Source organism: Paenibacillus illinoisensis NBRC 15959 (assembly GCF_004000925.1).
Classification (GTDB): domain Bacteria; phylum Bacillota; class Bacilli; order Paenibacillales; family Paenibacillaceae; genus Paenibacillus; species Paenibacillus illinoisensis.
In genome coordinates this window covers 61,320-81,057 of the sequence record NZ_BIME01000001.1, presented here as the reverse complement: position 1 = coordinate 81,057, position 19,738 = coordinate 61,320, and the positions used below count along the sequence as shown (strand labels likewise).

The 19,738-nt window shown below is 44.2% G+C and carries 15 protein-coding genes and 1 riboswitch; of the genes, 10 read left to right on the top strand and 5 right to left on the bottom strand.

All coding sequences use genetic code 11. From position 1 onward, the window contains the following. Window positions 1-37: 37 nt before the first annotated feature. Window positions 38-1,408 (bottom strand): amino acid permease, encoded by a 1,371-nt coding sequence (locus tag PIL01S_RS00320; RefSeq protein ID WP_127535752.1) that lies wholly within the window; start codon window positions 1,406-1,408, stop codon window positions 38-40. 271 nt (window positions 1,409-1,679) lie between these two features. Here PIL01S_RS00320 and PIL01S_RS00315 point away from each other — a divergent pair, with 271 nt between their 5' ends. The 8 genes from PIL01S_RS00315 to PIL01S_RS00280 all read left to right on the top strand — a co-directional run bounded on the left by PIL01S_RS00315 (window position 1,680) and on the right by PIL01S_RS00280 (window position 13,275). Next, the gene (locus PIL01S_RS00315) at window positions 1,680-3,941 is read left to right on the top strand and encodes an ATP-binding cassette domain-containing protein (RefSeq protein ID WP_127535751.1); all 2,262 of its coding nucleotides are present in this window, start codon (window positions 1,680-1,682) and stop codon (window positions 3,939-3,941) included. A gap of 90 nt (window positions 3,942-4,031) precedes the next feature. Next, window positions 4,032-4,502 carry a GNAT family N-acetyltransferase gene (locus PIL01S_RS00310; protein WP_127535750.1) on the top strand — a complete coding sequence of 157 codons (471 nt, stop codon included), beginning with the start codon at window positions 4,032-4,034 and terminating at the stop codon, window positions 4,500-4,502. A 654-nt stretch (window positions 4,503-5,156) separates the two neighbouring features. Further along, window positions 5,157-6,314 carry a glycoside hydrolase family 88 protein gene (locus PIL01S_RS00305; RefSeq protein ID WP_127535749.1) on the top strand — a complete coding sequence of 386 codons (1,158 nt, stop codon included), beginning with the start codon at window positions 5,157-5,159 and terminating at the stop codon, window positions 6,312-6,314. Window positions 6,315-6,582: 268 nt separating this feature from the next. Next, window positions 6,583-8,184: a response regulator gene (locus tag PIL01S_RS00300; RefSeq protein ID WP_127535748.1), complete on the top strand. Its 1,602-nt coding sequence runs from the start codon at window positions 6,583-6,585 to the stop codon at window positions 8,182-8,184. 23 nt (window positions 8,185-8,207) lie between these two features. Continuing rightward, the gene (locus PIL01S_RS00295; protein WP_127535747.1) at window positions 8,208-9,947 is read left to right on the top strand and encodes a cache domain-containing sensor histidine kinase; all 1,740 of its coding nucleotides are present in this window, start codon (window positions 8,208-8,210) and stop codon (window positions 9,945-9,947) included. A gap of 179 nt (window positions 9,948-10,126) precedes the next feature. Then, window positions 10,127-11,440, top strand: a complete 1,314-nt coding sequence (locus tag PIL01S_RS00290; protein WP_127535746.1) for an ABC transporter substrate-binding protein — start codon at window positions 10,127-10,129, stop codon at window positions 11,438-11,440. A 61-nt stretch (window positions 11,441-11,501) separates the two neighbouring features. Continuing rightward, a complete protein-coding gene (locus PIL01S_RS00285) occupies window positions 11,502-12,437 on the top strand; it encodes a carbohydrate ABC transporter permease (RefSeq protein ID WP_127535745.1) in 936 nt (311 codons plus the stop codon). 1 nt (window position 12,438) lies between these two features. After that, the gene (locus PIL01S_RS00280) at window positions 12,439-13,275 is read left to right on the top strand and encodes a carbohydrate ABC transporter permease (RefSeq protein ID WP_174818652.1); all 837 of its coding nucleotides are present in this window, start codon (window positions 12,439-12,441) and stop codon (window positions 13,273-13,275) included. A 144-nt stretch (window positions 13,276-13,419) separates the two neighbouring features. Here the strand turns inward: PIL01S_RS00280 and PIL01S_RS00275 are convergent, their stop codons facing one another. The 3 genes from PIL01S_RS00275 to PIL01S_RS29790 form a co-directional block, all read right to left on the bottom strand. Further along, window positions 13,420-14,700: a glycoside hydrolase family 27 protein gene (locus tag PIL01S_RS00275; protein WP_127535744.1), complete on the bottom strand. Its 1,281-nt coding sequence runs from the start codon at window positions 14,698-14,700 to the stop codon at window positions 13,420-13,422. 108 nt (window positions 14,701-14,808) lie between these two features. Further along, entirely contained in the window at window positions 14,809-15,690 is an 882-nt protein-coding gene (locus PIL01S_RS00270) for a helix-turn-helix domain-containing protein (RefSeq protein ID WP_127535743.1), read from the bottom strand. Window positions 15,691-15,800: 110 nt separating this feature from the next. Next, window positions 15,801-16,421, bottom strand: coding sequence for a YczE/YyaS/YitT family protein (locus tag PIL01S_RS29790; protein WP_127535742.1), 621 nt, complete (start codon window positions 16,419-16,421; stop codon window positions 15,801-15,803). Window positions 16,422-16,585: 164 nt separating this feature from the next. Between PIL01S_RS29790 and paiA the strand changes: the two genes are divergently transcribed. Continuing rightward, window positions 16,586-17,104 (top strand): spermidine/spermine N(1)-acetyltransferase, encoded by a 519-nt coding sequence (paiA, locus tag PIL01S_RS00260; protein ID WP_127535741.1) that lies wholly within the window; start codon window positions 16,586-16,588, stop codon window positions 17,102-17,104. A gap of 142 nt (window positions 17,105-17,246) precedes the next feature. On the opposite strand, the gene PIL01S_RS00255 is transcribed toward paiA, so the two are convergent. Further along, window positions 17,247-18,578, bottom strand: coding sequence for an APC family permease (locus tag PIL01S_RS00255; protein WP_127535740.1), 1,332 nt, complete (start codon window positions 18,576-18,578; stop codon window positions 17,247-17,249). Between the two features lie 259 nt (window positions 18,579-18,837). Then, a riboswitch (guanidine-I (ykkC/yxkD leader) is annotated at window positions 18,838-18,945 on the top strand. Between the two features lie 70 nt (window positions 18,946-19,015). Between PIL01S_RS00255 and PIL01S_RS00250 the strand changes: the two genes are divergently transcribed. Then, window positions 19,016-19,738: an urea amidolyase associated protein UAAP1 gene (locus PIL01S_RS00250; RefSeq protein WP_127535739.1), complete on the top strand. Its 723-nt coding sequence runs from the start codon at window positions 19,016-19,018 to the stop codon at window positions 19,736-19,738.

Sequence of the window (19,738 nt, the reverse complement as noted above, 5' to 3'; positions counted from 1 at the left end):
GAAGAGGATATCCTTCGCGGGATATCCTCTTTTTTTGCTACGTCGAGACCTTATGTTTTTTCCACCATCTTGTCATGATCCAGGTGAAAAGAGCTATCACAAAAATCATGATCAGACTTACATAAAAGCCTACCCGGATGTCCGGTTTCATTAGTGTCCCACTTACCGCGCCCAATAACAGGACTAGACCGGAAATGCCAAGTATGACATCCCTGGCGCGGATCTGAAGTATTTTGAAGGCAGCGATAATGATAAAGGACCAGTTATACATCTGCAATATACCGGCTGCGGTAGTGATGTACTCATATATCTTTCCTGGAAGCAGCAGGGCTGTCACTATAGAGGCGCATAAGCCAACCGCAGCAAGCACAAGGGAAGGTAGAGGAAGTTGTTTGAATTTTAATTTTGCTTTGAACAGCTTAGGCGCGTCTCCATCCTTGGACATGGTCACCAGAAGGTTGACGACAGCAAACAAAGAAGCGCTCATGGCCGAAAAACCGGCCAAGATGATGGCGCCATTGAATACATGAGGAAAGAATTCCAAATGATACGACGATAGAGCCGTAACAAACGGGCTTTCCTTTTCATTCATCTTCGTATAGTGCACCATGAACACGGCCATGCCAATCGATAACATATAAAGGATGGAAAGGCCGGTTAACATCACCTTTCCGGCTTTGGGGGCATCCTTTTTATCCTGTAACTGGATGGACATGAGTCCGATGGTCTCTACACCGCCATATGCGTAAAATGCATAGAGAAGTGACGACCAGAAGGATGGAAACTTACCTGGGAACAGTTCAGCAGCTGAACTTGGCATGCCTGGCCGTTCATTGCTTCCCCCATGGATCCAGCCGAAGAGTGCTGCTGCAGCCAGCAGAATAAACATGACAATAGCTGCGGTTTTGACCACAGCGAGAACATTCTCTATCTTGTCAAACCATTGTGTCCCAAGTAGGACAACAAAAATGGAGAGTATGGCATAACCCGCCGCAAAAACCCAGAGAGGAACATTAGGAAACCAAAATCGGGAGAGAATGGACAAAGCCGTTAACTGGCTTCCCATGATTAAAATTTTGGTGCTCCAATAGTTCCATCCACAGCCAAAGCGTGCCCAACGCCCAAAGGCTTTGCCTGCATAATAACAGAACGAACCTTCCTGAGGATCTGCAGTAGTCATTTTAGCCAGGAAGTGAAACACAATGTAGGTACCCAGAGCGGCGATCAAAAAGGATAACACCATTGAAGGTCCGGTCTGTTTGATCCCTATTCCCGAACCCAGAAAGTATCCGGTACCAATCGTACAGCCGATGCCAAGCAGGGATAGCTGCCACCATTTTAAGTTTCCCTTCTCCTTACCTTCAGATGAAGAGGAAGCATCTTGTGCAGCACAACTTAAATCCGTCAAAGTAGGTACACCTCTCTTCTCAGATAAGGTGAACCATTAGGAGATAAAATATGCCTCAGCTTGTTACGTACGCTTTTTCGGGAAAAGAATACAGGTTCGTTGACACAGCTCTAAATGGTGTCTTACAATCTAAACGTCATTACATGGTGTCTAATCCCACAACCGTCTACACCCATAGAAAATCAAGATGGATCCGTCTCAATAAAGTTAAACTTGAATGTCCAAGTTATGGCTGTATTCTATGAATAAATAAATCGGAGGGTTCTAACGCATGAGCGAATCTAATCAGGAGTACATCGTACTCACTGGTGCAAGGGAGAACAACCTCAAGAACGTTTCTTTGCGCATCCCCAAGCGTAAAATTACGATCTTCACCGGAGTATCCGGATCCGGCAAGTCATCGATTGTCTTTGATACAATTGCGGCAGAATCCACTCGATTGTTGAACGAAAACTTCAGTATGTTCGTTCGTACGTTTCTGCCTCGTGTTCCCCAGCCAGATACCGATGCCATTGAAAATCTGAGCATGGCCGTGATTGTGGATCAGAAGCGGCTCGGCGGCGGATCTCACTCCACAATGGGAACAATCACCGATATTTCACCTATCCTTCGTCTTCTATTCTCTCGCGTTGGACAGCCTTATGTCGGGCCAGTAAACATGTTCTCGTTTAATGATCCGCAAGGCATGTGTCCTGAGTGCAACGGAATCGGACGCAGACTTGGCGTGGATATGAGCAAGGCTGTGGACATGGAGAAATCTCTAAACGAAGGGGCGCTGATGCTCCCGGATTATGCCGTGGATGGCTGGGATTGGAACATGGTGCTGCAATCAGGAGACTTTGATCCCAATAAGAAGTTAAGTGAATACTCGGAAGCGGAATTGGACCTTCTTTTATATGGTAAGGCAAGAAAAGTAAAGATGGATTTCGCTGGTAAAGCAACGAATATTACCGTAGAAGGTGTTATTGAGAAATTCACGAACAAGTACATCAAGCAGGATGTGAAGACGAAATCGGAACGTACTCAAAAAGCGGTTATGCCGTTTATCTCTGAAGGTCCTTGCTCCAGCTGTAACGGTGCGCGACTTAGTCAGGCAGCACTCAGTTGCAGAATTCATGGACTGAATATTGCGGAGATGTCTGCCATGGAAGTGGGCCAGCTTATTCGCACCATCCGGGAAATGAATGATGCAGTTGCAGCACCGGTCATTAAGTCTTTGTTGGAACGACTGCAGCATCTAGTGGATATTGGACTGGACTACCTGACATTGGATCGTGAGACAGATACGTTATCCGGCGGCGAGTCGCAGCGTGTCAAAATGGTGAAGCACCTAAGCGGCAGCCTTGTCGATGTCACCTATATCTTCGATGAGCCCAGTGTTGGCTTGCACCCTCGTGACGTACACCGATTGAATGAATTGCTTCAAAAGCTGCGCAACAAAGGTAACACCGTGATTGTTGTTGAGCACGATCCGGATGTCATCAAGGTTGCGGACCATATCGTGGACGTCGGACCTTACGCTGGTAAACGCGGTGGTACCATTGTATATGAAGGAAGTTTCAGTGGATTGCTGGAATCTGGCACTCTGACTGGCAGACACATGAAGCGGCCTTTGCAATTAAAACACGACTGCAGGCAGCCATCTGGCAAACTGCTTATTAAAGATGCAACTTTGCATAACTTGCAGAATGTAAGTGTTGATATTCCGACCGGAGTGCTTACTGTCGTCACAGGTGTTGCCGGATCGGGAAAAAGTACGCTTATCAACGAAGTGTTTCTCAGTCAGCATGCAGATGCAATAGTAATCGACCAGTCAGCAGTCGGTGTATCCACACGGTCGAACCCGGCAACATACACGGGCATTATGGATGACGTGCGCAAAGCGTTTGCAAAGGAAAATAAGGTGAATCAGGGCTTGTTCAGCTTCAATTCCAAGGGAGCGTGTGACAACTGCCAAGGACTTGGTGTCTTATATACAGACCTTTCCTTTCTGGACAGCGTGAAGCTGCCATGCGATGTATGCGAAGGCAGAAGGTTCAAAGACGAAGTGTTGGAATACAAACTTGGTGGCAAGTCGATTGCTGAAGTGCTGGAGATGACCGTTGAGCAAGCGCTCGAGTTTTTTCAATTAAAAGAAGTGGTACGCAAGCTTCAGGCGATGAGCGATGTCGGATTGAACTATATTACACTTGGCCAGCCGTTAAGCACACTCTCAGGCGGGGAATGCCAAAGAATCAAACTTGCAAGTGAACTGCACAAAAAAGGTAGTATTTATGTAATGGACGAACCAACGACAGGTCTTCATATGTCGGATATCGGTCATCTTCTGGATATCATGAACCGTCTCGTGGATGCAGGCAACACGGTTATTGTGATTGAGCATAATCTCGATGTGATCAGCCAGGCCGATTGGATTATCGATATGGGACCGGATGGAGGAAGCAAGGGGGGACAAGTTGTATATGAAGGTATTCCTTCACAGATCATCCGTGCAGAACAGTCGATTACTGGGCGATACTTGTCTATGAATTGAAACATTATTGGCTGTCCAGCCATATGATTGAGAACGTCTAATGACTGTTTACTTAATGGAACAGAAACATACTTACGGAGGTTTACTTCTATGTTGATCAGAGAGATTGAAGAAAGAGATAATCAACAGGTGGAACATCTGATCAGAACGTGTTTGATCGAATTTGGTGCGAACAAACCAGGGACAGCCTGGACAGATCCACATTTGGGAGACTTCTATAATCTGTACCAGAATGCGGGGTCTAAATATTGGGTAGTTGAGCAAGATGCTGTGGTCGTAGCGGGCTGCGGTATTGGTCCGATTGACGGTTATCCTCAGATTTGTGAGCTGCAAAAGATGTATGCATTCCAAGAAACCAGAGGTACAGGGATCTCAAGTGAATTACTGCAGGTTGTCCTTGATTATGCGAAAGATCATTATGAACAATGTTACCTGGAAACCCTGAGCAATATGACGGCAGCCAACAAGTTCTATGCCAAAAATGGATTTATTGCATTAGACAAGCCCTTGAATGGATCTGAACATTATGCATGTGATACTTGGTATTTGAAAACATTATAAGTGATCTGATTAGCTCGGATATGTGCGTTACCGATAGACCCTGAGAGATGGGGTTTATCGGTTTTTTATTTTTATCAACCACTGCATAGGTCAACAGAAGCTTCCTGCATACATTTACCTTTTTATGTATAATTAGAGTGTGAAATGGTTTATCCATGAGCTTGTAACTAATAATTAAGGATTTAATGGAGGAGGGAATATATGCTCGCTATCATCCTTAATTTTGGGTTTGCTCTTTATTGTTGTTTACTTGCGTGCGATCTATATGAAGCTTGAAAGAATAGTTGAGGTCTTGGATCAAAAAAAAAGAGTCAGGGGACTAGGTTGCAGTGAGGCTGCAAATCTTTTCAATAAGAAGTTATTCATCCTTGAAGCGTTACATAATAGAGATCAATGAAGAGTAGCTGCAGCGTGCAGCTGCTCTTTTTCATTTTGAAGCACGATTCTGATCTTCTTGAGCTAATATAAGCATTTATAGGATTAGTGGTTTCGGATAAAGGTGACTTCGCTCTGCCTTCACGTAAGTTCTTAAATTTATAGCATAGGAAGCTTAAAAAAGTACATACAGACATTTCGTGACGAGTGGTATTCTAAATTCGATATGTGTACCAGATGGGCTAAGACAACTTCTCAAGAAGAAAGAAGGACTGCTGTATGCTTACATTAGATGACAAAAGGGTATGGGTAGATCACGTAGTAGACAAAATCACAGCAAAAATGGATTGGGTCAGTGTTAAATCCAAAAACAAAATCCCATATACGACTATTGATGGAGAACATGATGACAGATCAGTCCATAATTCAACCCATTCGGCTGACGACGGAATATGCTGGTGGACGAATGGATTCTGGGGAGGCATGATGTGGCAGTTGTTTAATGCAACCGGAGAACCCAAATACAAACAAATTGCTCAAATCTCTGAAGTGAAATTGGATAGCTGCTTCCAGAAATTTGATGGGCTGCATCATGATGTAGGATTTATGTGGCTGCCGACGAGTGTCGCGAATTATAAACTTACAAGGAATCCTGATTCCCGCAATAGGGCCCTGCATGCAGCCAACCTGCTTGCTGGCCGGTACAATCCGGCAGGAGAATTCATCCGAGCCTGGAATGATATTGAGGGTGAAGACACAAGGGGATGGGCGATCATTGATTGTATGCTTAACATACCACTTTTATATTGGGCCTCCAAGGAAACAGGAGATCCGCGTTTTCAGCACGTTGCAATGAAACATGCCGATACCACCATGAATACCTTTGTAAGACCAGACGGTTCAGTTAACCATATTGTTGAATTTGATCCGGCGGTGGGTGGGGTCATCAAAACCTACGGGGGACAGGGATACGCGGAGGGTTCTTCTTGGACTCGGGGACAGAGCTGGGCATTGTATGGTTTTATGATGAGCTATAACTGGACGCAAAAAGAGGAGTATCTGGATACGGCTAAACGAGTAGCCCACTATTTTATCGCGAACATTCCTGAACACGGAATCATTCCTATTGATTTTAGGCAGCCGGCAGAACCTGTACTGGAGGATTCAACAGCAGCAGCCATCGCTGCCTGTGGCTTGATTGAGATCGCCAAGATTGTTGGAACTCACGAGAAACAGTTATATCTGAATGCAGCGTTGAAGCTGCTCCAAACACTAGAACAGTTGAGAACCGATTGGACTACCAGCTGCGATTGTATTCTGCAAAACGGTTCGGCAGCGTATCACGCCAAAAGCCACCATCAGTCTATTATCTATGGAGATTATTTTTTTATTGAAGCAATATTCAAACTAAAAGGTACGGATTTATATATTTGGTAGATTGATAACGATAAAGAAGAGAAACAACCCACAACCCAAAAAGTCGTGGGTTGTTTCAGGATTACTGAAACAATATCGTTGTATAATCGACGAATGAAAATTGTGCAGCACAAAATCTAAAAAAAACGTACAATGATATGCAATAAGATCATATCTCCTTTTGTGTGCTTATGTTCATTTTGGTATAGATCGAAGTTTAGGTTGTGCCCTATGTTCTCTATGAAGAGTTAAGTTGTTCATTTTCGGCCTAGTTAAGGAAGGTGATTGTATGGAATACATAAAGCTATTACTCGCAGATGATGAACCCATCATATTGCGAGGATTAAAAAAGCTGATATCCTGGGAGCAGCTTGGAATCCGGATTGTGGCTGAAGCTAATGATGGGACCGAACTACGAGATTTGATAGCCAGACATAATCCCCAACTTATTATTAGCGATATCAGTATGCCAGGTGGAAGTGGGATAGATGTGATTACGGAGTTGAATGAACAAGGGTACAGCGGCAAGGTTATATTTATTAGTGCTTTTCAAGAGTTTGGATATGCACGTCAAGCGATTCAGTTAGGGGCACTGGATTATCTGGTAAAGCCAATAAATAAAATTCAGCTGGAGAGGGTAGTTGGCAAAGCCGTATCTATGATCCGCGAAACCTCGGACGGTGAACGGAACAAAAAGATGTTATCTTATTATGAAGAAAAAAATCGAGCCAATACCATTGAGCAGCTTCTTGACGGATTACTGGACGGTGATACGAATACCATAGCTGATTTGATACAGTTGGGTGTGATCGTAGTTAGCCGATTTATTACCGTTTGTGTTTTGGAAATGGACGATTATGCTGCCACCTCCCGGTGGGAAGAACGCGAGCGTCACTTGGTCAACTTTGCAGTGTCCAACATTATTCGAGAGACATTGGACCAGGAACCGTTGAAGGGAACAGGCTTACTAGTTCAAAAGGAAGGATTGTTTACCATCCTGGTTCAGCATGAGGAGAAGGATTACCCTCTTCAATTAGCACAAGACCTTCGTCATAGGTTACAGCAATATTTAAAGCTAAGTGTCTCGTGCGGAGTTGGTACGAGCATGGCAGGCATGGAGAAAGCAGAAGAAACTTACCGCGAAGCATTGAAAGCGCTTCATAGTAAGTTCTTTACGGGAACTAATCAGGTTATTCGTTATGGGGAAGCACTCACGGACACGAATAAAGAGTACAGGTCCATAACCGTTCTTCAATCCCATTTAGTAAATGCATTAACGTGTTTGGAACGAGAAAAGATCGAACCGCTGATTAAGGAACTCCTTGAACAAATCAGGATACAAGCGGGAAACAACAAAAACCTCGTGCTTACAGGAGTATATAATGCAGTTTTGACGTTGATTCAGGAATTGGAGAAATTCGGTGGAGAGTTAGAGGGTTACCAACGAGGCTTGCTTGAAAAATGGACTGACTGTGTCTCTTATGCAGATGTTGCTCAAGAAGTCGAAGCCGTGTTAACGGAAATGCAGCAGAAACTTGCGAGTAAGTTGTCAGGAAAAGAACGTGCGTTGCTTACGAAAGTCAAATCGTATATTGAAGAAAACTATGACAGTAACATCACACTGGAATCCATGGCGGCCCTAGTCTATATGAACTCCTACTACTTCAGCAGTTTCTTCAAAAAGCACACCGGTCAAAATTTCAAAAACTACGTCACAGAAGTGCGTATGAGTCACGCGCTAAAGCTGCTTATGGAGACGGAACTCATGGTTTATGAGATTGCCGATCGTGTGGGCTACAACAACGTAAGGCACTTTAGTGATATGTTCAAGAAAAGATATGGAAAGGTACCGCAAGACTATAGGCAGTCTTTCCGTCAGTTCGAAACATAACGAATAAAGAAGGTGTTTCCTTCATGCGTTTCTTGACCAAAAGCATTTTTGTCAAATTTTCAGCTTCTTTTATTTTGGTGGGGCTAATCCCACTCTTTGCGCTAAGTTATTTCTCTGTGCAAATCTTCTCAAGCTACGTGGAACGGTACACCACGAGTAATCAACAACAAATGATTATGTATATGAGTTACAATCTGAATTCAGCTTTTCAACAATATAATGATATTTCCAAGCTCATGTATAACGTACGCTACGAGGGTTTGGCCGAAAACATAAATCAAAATCAGACATTCAATGTCAATGAGCTGGAGCAGATCAATTCAATTCCCATCGACTCGTTTCTGAAGACATTATTGTTTAGCGACAATTATATATCAGCTGCTTATTTTATGAGATCGTCAGACGGCAAAATCTACTCTCAAGAAAGAGAGAATAGAGGCCTGACAGAGGACGCACTTCCGGTTCATGAATGGAAAGAAACGATGAGAAGCCAGCCTTCCAAGGCTGCGCTTTTTCCGACGCATAAGGATGATTACTTTACTGGTTCCAAACGCGAAGTATTTACACTTGCACGCAATCTGATTGATACCTCCGGACGTCTTACACGTGAACCTAAAGTGGTTGGAACGCTCTTCCTGGACGTCGATACCACCATGTTCCAGCAATTCCTGAATGAGCTCTCTCTCGGTACTCAGGATGAATTAGTTCTGCTCAATGATCAGGATGAGATGTACTTCAGCAACCAAAAGGATAGAACACTGGATGAATTCATCTCCAAAAGCAAGGATGCTGAAATGCTGGTACTCCGGGAAGACATCCCTTTTATTGAAGGTCAATTAGTTGCAATTATTCACCGAGCAGGGTTGTTTGAACAGCTTTTCTCCGCCAGGGCTACCGTATATCTGGCCATCCTCATTTGCACCGTTGTATTAATTGTCATGGGAGCTTGGTTTTCACGGCGGCTCGCAGCACCTATTCGCAAGCTAATCAAGCAGATGGCCGTAGTGGAGTCCGGGAAGCTGAGTGCCAGACTCCCTGTAACCAGCAACGATGAAATAGGCAGACTGACCCATGGATTCAATCGAATGGTTGAGCGGTTGCAAGTCCACATTGATGAAGCTTATATCGCTCAGATCAAGCAAAAGCAAACTGAACTAAATGCACTAAAAAGTCAAATCAGACCGCACTATCTGTATAACACGCTTGAAGTGATTCGCATGAATGCAGTAGACAAAGATGCGGAAGAAGTCGCTGACATGATTCACTCTTTGTCCAATCAACTGAAATATGTCATTGACTACGGAGAAGATCGTGTAAGTCTATGGAGAGAAGTTGAACATCTGCATGATTATTTCTACATCATCTCCATTCGTTATGAAAACAGATATGTACTGCATTATGACATTGCTCCTGACGTGCAAATGGAATGGCCGATTTTGAAATTATGTTTGCAGCCTATCGTCGAAAATGCCATTCAGCATGGACTTCGTCAAAGGAAAAAGGGGACGGTAGGGATAACGATAGAGAAGCAAGAGCGGAATCTGGTCATTGTTATTTATGATAATGGTATAGGCATAAGCGAAGAGAAGCTGAAAAGCATTAATGAAGGTCTGTATACGGCCAATCCGCATAACAAATCAGTGGGACTGAAAAATGTACATGAAAGAATTCGATCGATGTATGGAGAAAATTATGGTCTCTCTGTGAGTAGTCAGGAAAATATCGGGACGTCTGTGCAGCTCAGCTTTCCTGTTCCTGAATAGGTCCCTTGAAGAGCGAATGAACTTGTCCGCTCTTTTTTTATTCTTAAATTTACTGCACATGAGGCTTTAAAAAGTTCATACAAACCAAAACCAGGCAGTGCTATTCTAAATACGAAAACGCTTACCTGTAAGGAAAAGCTGTTTGAACTTTGTTGATATGGAAGGGAGTTATGTACGTTATGCTGAAATCAAAATTCAAGTTATCGGCTTTGCTGCTTGCAGTGGCTATGACCTTAGGTGCTTGCAGCACAAGCAGTAGTCCGAATTCTGATGAAAACGGGTCAACAAGCAGCAGTGACAAAGTAAGTTTCACCATTGGTTATGCTTCAGGGGATCCTGCTGCCAAAAAAGCGATCGCTGATTCCATCAAAAGATTCACGGAGGCTAATCCGAGTATTGAAATTAAGGATATGAGCGAGAACACAAGCAATTCCTACCTGGACTGGTTAAAAACTAAGGATGCGGTCGGCGAGTTCCCTGACCTTGTTGAGATGAGGGATACAGAGGTCTTTGCCGATGCAGGTAAAATCGTGGAACTTCCTTCTGACTTGATTGAGCTGTTTGATTCCCCACCTGAGGTTGACGGAAAGATTTGGAATGCTCCTATAGCCAATAATGTGCCCCAAGGAATCATATACAGCAAAAAGGCATATGCCGATGCGGGGATTAGTGAGCTTCCCAAAACGTATGATGAATTCATTGCTATCCAGGAAAAACTGAAGGTCTCTGGTATAACTCCGATCGTTGTTGGAGGCAAAGATATTTTTCATATGGGGTTCTGGGTGAACAAGTTTCTCATTGATGAGGTATATGCAAAAGATCCGGATTGGAATTCCAAAAAGACAGAGCAGTCTGTCAGCTTCGCAGATGAAAACGTCGTGCAGGCGATGACGGATTACAAAGTGTTGTTCCAAAATTATGTAGACAAAGGTTGGTTAAGTACTCCTGATAACCAAACAGCTTCTTTTCTAATCACAGGAAAGGCGGCACAACTATACTCGGGTACCTGGATGTTCTCACAGATCGAAGAAGCAGATCCAAGCTTTGAATACGGTTTCTATGCAGTTCCGGACCGGGAGGGTCATGTGAATGTGATCGGACTTCCATCACCTGCCGGTTGGACACTTTCTGCTGAGGCAGCCAAGGATCCGAAGAAGACGGAAGCAATCAAGAAGTTCATTCGTTTCTTCTTCGAGCCGGAGCAGTATTCTCAGTATCTTGCAAGTGTTAACGGAATCCCCTCTACGCAAGCAGAAGTGACATATGAAACTGGAGAAGCGATGCAGACGGCCCTTGATCTGATGTCAGATCCGAATGTAACAAAGTCCTTGGCGATTAACAATTGGTGGGGAGAGAATTTAATACCGCCACAATTCCGAAACTGGTTCTATAAAAAGCTGCAGGAAATGGTCCTGAATGATGGTGATGTGAAAACGTATATGGAACAGGTTGATACGGAATACGATAACCAGGTCAAGGCAAATTCGATGTAAACTAATTCGCGGGGGACCGCTACGGGGTGGTTCCTCCTTAGATAAGGAAGGAGTATATGAAATGGGAATACCTGCATCAACGGATAAAGCAACTTTGGCAGCTGTATCCGCTCGAAGACGGAAGAAAAAGCATCATCCTTTTGCTGTTGTTTTTATACTTCCGTCGTTAATTCTGTACACGCTATTTGTTATTGTGCCTACTCTGGGAAGTGCATATCTAAGCTTTACGTCCTGGGATGGCATAAGTGAAGATATCCGCTATATCGGCTTTGCTAATTTTATTGAGATATGGAGCAGCCCGAGGGTTCATAATGCCCTCAAAAATACGCTTATCATGACGGTGAGCCTGGTTGTGCTGGAAAATATCGCTGCGATCGCCATGGCCCTCATGGTGGACAAAGTCCGTTGGTTCAAAAATTTGTTTCGGAGCATATTTTACTTTCCTACCTTACTGAGCGGAATCGTAATGGGCTTCGTTTGGGCGATGATCCTGAATTACAACTTTGGTGTGGTGAATCAAATTCTGAACCATATTGGCCTTGGAAGCTGGACAATGGATTGGTTGGGTGATCCCAAGTACGCTATGCTGTCCGTGATCTTGTCTACCGTTTGGAAGGGGGCTGGTTACTACATGATCATTTATTTGGCCGGTCTTCAAAGCATTCCTGCAGAACTGTCCGAAGCAGCCAATATAGACGGTGCAAATGGCTGGCAGCAATTTCGATTCATTACCTTCCCACTGCTTGCCGGGTCTGTTACCGTATGTATGGTTCTTTCAATGATTAGTGCACTGAAAATATTCGATCAAATTGCAGTAATGACCGATGGAGGGCCTGGTTTCGCAACAGAAACACTGACATATATCATCTACAAAGTCGGTTTCGGGGAGTTAAGACAGGGCTTCGGGACAGCTCTTGCCATGGTGTTATTTGTGATTATTCTTGTTATCACCGTGATTCAAGTGAAAATCCTCCGCAAGCGGGAGGTGCAGTATTAACATGACTATGCAGACACGCAAAAAAACAACGGATGTCATTCTCTTCGTCGTTATTCTGATATTCGCTATCCTGTTCTTTTTTCCCATCTTCTTTAATTTAATGTCTGCCTTCAAAAGTAATGGTGAAATCATGCGAAATGCACTCTCATTACCAACTTCGTTGTACCTTGAGAATTTCAAGTATCTGTTGACCGAGACGGAGTTCCCGAGGGCGATCCTGAATAGTCTGATCCTGACCGTAGTCTCCATTGTGATGCAGATATTGATCATTCCTATGGCTGGTTATGCCATTGAAAGGAGAAATGCCAAATGGACGAATTTTGTATTTCTCTACTTCCTGGCAGGGATGATGATTCCATTTCAGGCATACATGATTCCATTATTTAAAGAATTGAAAATGCTGGGCCTCTATGGCAGCCTCGCTGGGCCAATATTGGTTTATATCGCAGGAGCTATTGGATTTGGTTGCCTGTTGTACACCAGCTTTGTTAAAGGGATTCCAAAGGAAATTGAAGAAGCTGCGGAAATTGACGGATGCAGTCGCTACAGCATTTTCTGGAGAATTGTATTCCCGCTGCTCGGACCGGTGACAGCTAGTATGATTATTTTAAACGGTTTGGGGATCTGGAACGATTTTCTCATGCCGATGCTCGTTCTTCCTTCAGGTGAGCCCAAAACCATGGTCGTTGAAATTTACCGCTATATCGGTGAGTTCTCCTCCAGATGGGATATGATATTTGCTGGAACTGCCTTGTCGGTGGTACCCGTGCTGATCGTTTTTGTTGCTCTGCAAAGATACTTTGTGAAGGGGATCTCTGCCGGAGCAACCAAGGGATAAAATCAGTAGGCTTCTTGTAACAATTGAAGAACTAACGGTATGATAATAAAAAACGGATATAAAACGAAATGAGCCAGTTGCCAAAATAATTCACGCGACTGGCTCATTTAGGTATGGAGATGCTCTAAACCAGGTAACCCATGATCAATAGAATTGATAGAGTCGTACGCCGTGCGAAGGAATATTCATCTGTAGAACGTCTTCAGTAAGTTCGGCTGGCGTTTCATTCCACAGCTCGGTGCCCGAGGTGAAGCCCGTAAGACCGATGTCATCAACAGACAGACTTACCGGGAGCTCTGAATCACCTACATTGAATAATGCAGCATAACGGGATTGATCAGCGGCTTCTGCTGTCCAGACAATGAGATTACCTTGGCGCAGCGTTTCCTTGGCTCCATGGCTATCCTGATTCATCCGCAGCACTTCCTTGTTGGTTAACAGGGATAGGGTCCATTCGTCACAGTCGCGAAGCTCACCGCCGAAAATGAGCGGAGAGCGGAAGATGCTCCAGAGCGACATCATGGTCAACTGCTCATCCCGTGTGAAACGAGTCCAGCGATCCGCGCCACCTCCGTCAACGGACCGGATGCCGATATGGCCGAGCGGGAGCATGTCGCAGTCCGGCCAGCATCCCGCCTCAGGGATACCTTGCCAGGTTCGGCAGCGATCAAACATATCCAGCAGCAGCGGCCATTGATCCCAGAAGTCATCCGTGACCCGCCACATATTGGCATGTTCAGCGAAGAACGCGGAGTATTCCACAGGAGCTGGACCAGGAGAGAGACTCAGTACCATAGGCCGGCCGCAGCGTTGGATGGCTTTGGAGATTAGCTCGATCTCAGGCTGATGGGTATCATACAGCCTGGATGCAGCGATGTCGTCTACCTTGACCAAGTCCACGCCCCACTCGGCGTAGAGTTTAAAAAGAGAGTCGTAATAGGCCTGCGCACCTTCCTTCGATGCGTCAACACCATACATGTCCGTATTCCATGGACAGATAGAATTGGTATGTGCAATATCACGTGCTGTAACGGTGGTATTCAGAATAGGGGTAGCTGCATGTGCAGCCTGCCTTGGAATCCCGCGCATAATGTGAATACCGAATTTTAATCCAAGACTATGTACGTAATCGGCTAATGGCTTGAATCCTTGACCGCCTTCAGCAGAGGGAAAGCGGTTCTCAGCAGGCATAAGCCGGGAATATTCGTCCATCACCAAAGGAACAAAAGCCCGGTATTGAGAGGAATTTGCATAAGGTTCATACCATTGGATGTCGACGGTAATGTAGTTCCAGCCGAAGGGTTTGAGATGTTCAGCCATGTATTCCGCGTTCCCGCGAATTTCTTCTTCTGTTACGGCCGCACCGTAACAATCCCAGCTGTTCCAACCAAGCGGTGGTGTGGGTGCTGCATGCTTGTGATTCATGGGAAATCTCCTTTACTGATTAATTATTGCTCTGGTTAAGTTCATATTAATCAAGGAGACTAGCAATATCTATGGTAATCTTGGAAGCTGAATAGTACTATATTGCTGTTAATCAAAGAACAGTTTACGATAAGCAAGGCTCTCGCCTCCGCTGCGGAACTCCCCTGGTGTAAGTCCGGTCATGGTACGAAATGCTTTAATAAAATAACTTCCGCTGGAATACCCGATACGCTCGGCAATCATGTCAATGCTATGCTCGGTTCCCCGAAGCAGTTCCATGGCTTTATCAATGCGAATGCGAGTTAAATAAGCTACGGGAGTAAGTCCCGTGCTGGCCGAGAAGCGCCGAATCAGATGATATTTGGACAAAGAGACATGTTCGGCTAACTGATCGATACTAATCATTTGTGAATAATGCTGCTCTATAAATTCAGCTGCACGCTTGACGTTATCCGGCCAAGTATGCTTGTTTCGCAGAGTCGTAACCTGTAATCTGGCCAGCTCCGTCATGAATTGATATACCGAAGAGGATGCGATCAAGGGATCGGAGATTCGGCCTGCTGCTGCATCATTTACAATCATTCGCAACAACTTAACTGGTGCACAGTCTGCAGGGAGATAGGGGACTTCCCCTGCTTCGCGCAAAAATTTACGCCAGTGAGGCAGAATTAGATTCGGCCGGAAGAGCAAAAACAGAAATTCCCACGGTTCTCTGGATTCAGGGTGATAGTAATAGCGATGGGGTCCAGGGATCTCGGCAAGAAAAGCATGTCCGGCAGAGACGCGGTGCAGCTGTTCTCTTGATTCGTATACTCCCTGACCAGAAAGCGTGTACTGGAAAAGAAGGAGAGGCCCATCGCTTCGTGTCAATCCGTCCCAATGATAGGAAGGATTGCTGATGCTATCAGAGCCTGCCGCATATAATATACATAGTTGCAGTTCCGGATCTTCAGCGAATCGAAAGCCATATGTACCTTTGGGTATGTCCATGAATATCTCCTTATGGGTCTAAGAATATATGCGATTTAGCTTGTGGAATAAGTATGATTATAATAGAAATCGTGACCGTTTGTTATGTTTACTGTTCGCACGGGAGTATTTCATGAATCTGACCATGAGCTGGATTGATGGATGAAACGTTCCAAAATTCTTTTGGTCAAAGGCATGAAGATATTCAACATGAATCCGCCTAAACAAACGGTTAGGATCGTTCCCATCCCGATGGGTCCTTTTAGGATCAACGCTAATCCAAGAAAAATAAGATAAATGCACGTTCTGGCTACAAAGAGATTCGTTCGCATAAGTTCCTGTATAATTAATGTTAATCGGTCCAAAGGGATCGGTGCAAAATGGGTCAATAAGTATGTGGCAGTTCCTATTCCGATGAGGATCAAGCCGATGACCATGTATGCCCATTTAGTTAGCCATAACTCAGGTACAGTCCAGCTATGCAATAGAAAAAGCCACATATCGATGCCAATTCCCGTAACTAATGCGGTCAACAATCCTAAAACTTCCGGTCTCCTTCTCCGTATGAGCGAATTACAACATAGCAGAAGTAACGCTATGATAATCTCCCAGCTGCCTACAGAGAGCCCCACCTGAACAGATAAACCTACCAAAAGAGCGTCAAACGGGGATGTCCCGAGATCGGAATGGATTGTGAGTGAGATACCAAGAGTCAATATCAAGATTCCAACGCAAAAAAATACATATTTCAACTTAATCCACCTCTTTTTTATGTTTTTTTGTTGCAAATACAACATGTTTGGAGTAGATTTAATATAACCACTTTTTATTGCATTTGCAACAAAAAAGTGAGGGTTCAAAGCGGAAATAGGACTACGAAAAAACTGTTTATTTCATAAAGGGGCGATATCTTAACATGACAATAAAAATTACAAAGTGCAGTCGTGAAGATCTGCAGACACTCCAAAAAATCAGTATAGACACGTTTCGTGATACATTCAAAGATCAGAATACGCCTGAGAATATGGAGGCATATTTGGCAAAAGCATTCCACTCGGAACAACTGGAAAGGGAGTTAGCTAATCCATCTTCATACATTTATTTTGTATATTTCAACGAAGAACTAGCTGGCTATTTAAAGGTCAATGTCGATGATGCACAATCCGAGAAAATGGGGGAAGAGTTCCTTGAGGTTGAGAGGATCTATATTAGAAGCCAGTTCCAAAACCATGGGCTGGGTAAGCATTTATTGAATAAAGCAATCGAAATAGCGATGGACATGAACAAAAGCAAAGTTTGGCTAGGGGTATGGGAGAAAAACAGGAAGGCAATTGCTTTTTATAACAAGATGGGATTTATCCAGACAGGAGCTCATTCCTTTTATATGGGGGATGAAGAGCAAACCGATTTTATTATGAGTAAAACTCTCGTATAGCATAGCAATACATCGCAGTTCCTGCATTGTGAAATCAAAAGATGAGTACAGAAAAAAAAGAACCTGAATGCTGCATTCAGGTTCTTTTTTATGGTACACGCAGGGAGAGAAAGCATACTGAAAAATTAATGATTGATTTCACTCACATGGCCTCTTCAATCTCTGGCAATGCCTTGGATACAGAAGAGGATCTCAATCGTTGATTCACATACAGAACGAGGCCAAGAGCGATCCAGCCCGTACCAAGGAGCAAAGAGGAAGCTTCAAGTTGAGTGATGAGATATAGAATGAACAAGGCGCCTAACAAGGGAAAGACCATTCTCACAATCCAGTCCTGCACACTGCGTTTTTTCTCGCGAATGATGTAGTGACAGATGACGGAAAGATTAACGAACAGGAAGGCCGTTAGCGCACCGAAACTGACAAACATGATGGCTGTCTCCAGACTAATGAATAAGGCAGCCAGGGAGATGATGCTGACCAGCACAATGTTGAACACAGGTGTACGGAATTTGGGGTGAACAGAACTGAATTTCCGAGGAAGCAAGGAGGATCTACCCATGACAAACAGCAGCCTTGAAACGGTTGTCATGGAGGACATGCCCTGTGCGAGCACGGAGAAAATTACGACAAAGGTGAAGATGGATGCAAGCGTTCCTCCGCCTATAACCTGCATTAATTCGAATCCTGCAGCGTCCATATGTGTAAAAGTGAACGAGGGATACATTTGTTGAATTAAATATGCTGTTGCAAAATACATGATCCCGGCGACGCTGACGATAATCAGGATGGCCCGAGGTATCGTTTTTTCGGGTTTTCGCGTTTCTTCCGCCATCGTTGTAATGGAGTCAAAACCAAGGAAAGAGAAACAAACAAGAGATGCACCCGCCATTACGGCGGAGAAAGGAACTCCTTCTACGGAATGAAGAGGATTAAATCCTGCGGATACCCCTTGTGTCACTGCTTTGTATACAAGAAATGCACAGAACCCTGCTATAAAAATGATCTGCATCAGAACAAAGATTTTGTTGACGTTTGCTGACGTTTTGATGCCGATGATGTTGATGGTCATCACAATTAGGGTTAGAAGCACAATCCAGACAGGAGAAGGGATGGAGGGAAACTGAGCATGTAGATTAATGCCAAACATGAGTACAGCTACAATGCAGGAAAACAAATAATCAAGCAGAATCACCCAGCCCACCAGAAAACCGATAAACGGATTCATGGCCTGGCTTACATAGGTATACGCCGAACCAGACACTGGAAAAGCTTTGGCCATCTGCCCGTAGCTGCCAGCTGTAAATAAAATGGCTACAAAAGCAAGGACATAGGCAGCCAGGAGCATACCTTGTGAACCCTCATGCAGCACGCCGAAACTTGTGAAAAAAATCATGGGAGACATCCAGGCCAGCCCCATGGTCACCACATGGCTCAAGGAGAGATTTCTTTTTAGTGTTATATTTTGTGACATTATAAAACCTCCTTCAGAATCGAGAATGATACATCGTAATGCTATGTCATGACACTTCACATTTTTACAGGGGTTTTATCAAAAATCAAGTTATTTTTTAGAAATATACGAACATTAGTGCATTTTCTATAGTACGTATTTCGTTATTTTGAGAAGAATATGAAAAAAGTGCAAGTGTAATTGGTTTTTTTATCGCATATTTTAAAAAAAGTATTGTGAAATGTAATTTTACGTGTTAGTATTCATAACATCAATTAAATAAAATGTTTTCTAGGGTTCCGAGCCGTCCACTGGCTGACTGGTCCGAGAGAAAACGCATTGGGAGATTAAAACCTGATGTACACGGCGGGATAAAAGCCCGGGAGAATCGATCAAAGAGCAATCTTTGATGTTTCTCCCGGGCTTTTTTCTATACTTTTCTACAGGAGGAATGAACAATGACAGCATTATTTACAATGACGATGCAGCCTGGAAGCAAATGGTCTGCTCATGTAGGAAGAGGAAAATGCATTACATTAAAGGCAACACGGGATCGAGCCAATGTGTCGGCATTGTTCTTCCATGCACATGATCCAGCGGAACGGTACAACATGCCCGATACGCTCAAAGCCCAACATACCGCTTTTTTGACAAGAGGCAATATATTGATGACAGATCAGGGAAAGGCGCTTGCTTCCATTACGGAGGATTCGGTAGGCTGGCATGATCCTTTATCGGGATATTCAACCCGAGAGGGTACGGATGAAAAGTATGGGAAGACCACATATCAGGATCACCGCAATGACTGGCTTAGAAGCGGGGAAGAGAACTTAAAGGTTGAACTGTTCCGGAACAATCTGTCACCACGCGATATCGGGGTACCGGTCAACTTTTTCTCCAAAGTCGTTTGTGAGCTGGACGGAACGATGAATTACTCGCTGCAGGAAACGGCAGAACGCTCAGTGACCATCCGCACAGAAATGGATATGCTGCTCGTGTTATCGAACACACCTCATCCACTTGATCCTTCGGGACAATACCCGGACGCATCCATCGTTGTTTCCGTGACAGATGCCGAGCCTGTCTCTGAGATGGACCCGTGTGTACTGTATTGTGCAGAGAACCGGAGAGCCTTTGAAAATACGTGGAACGCATATGCTTTGCTGAAGGGAGCCAACTAA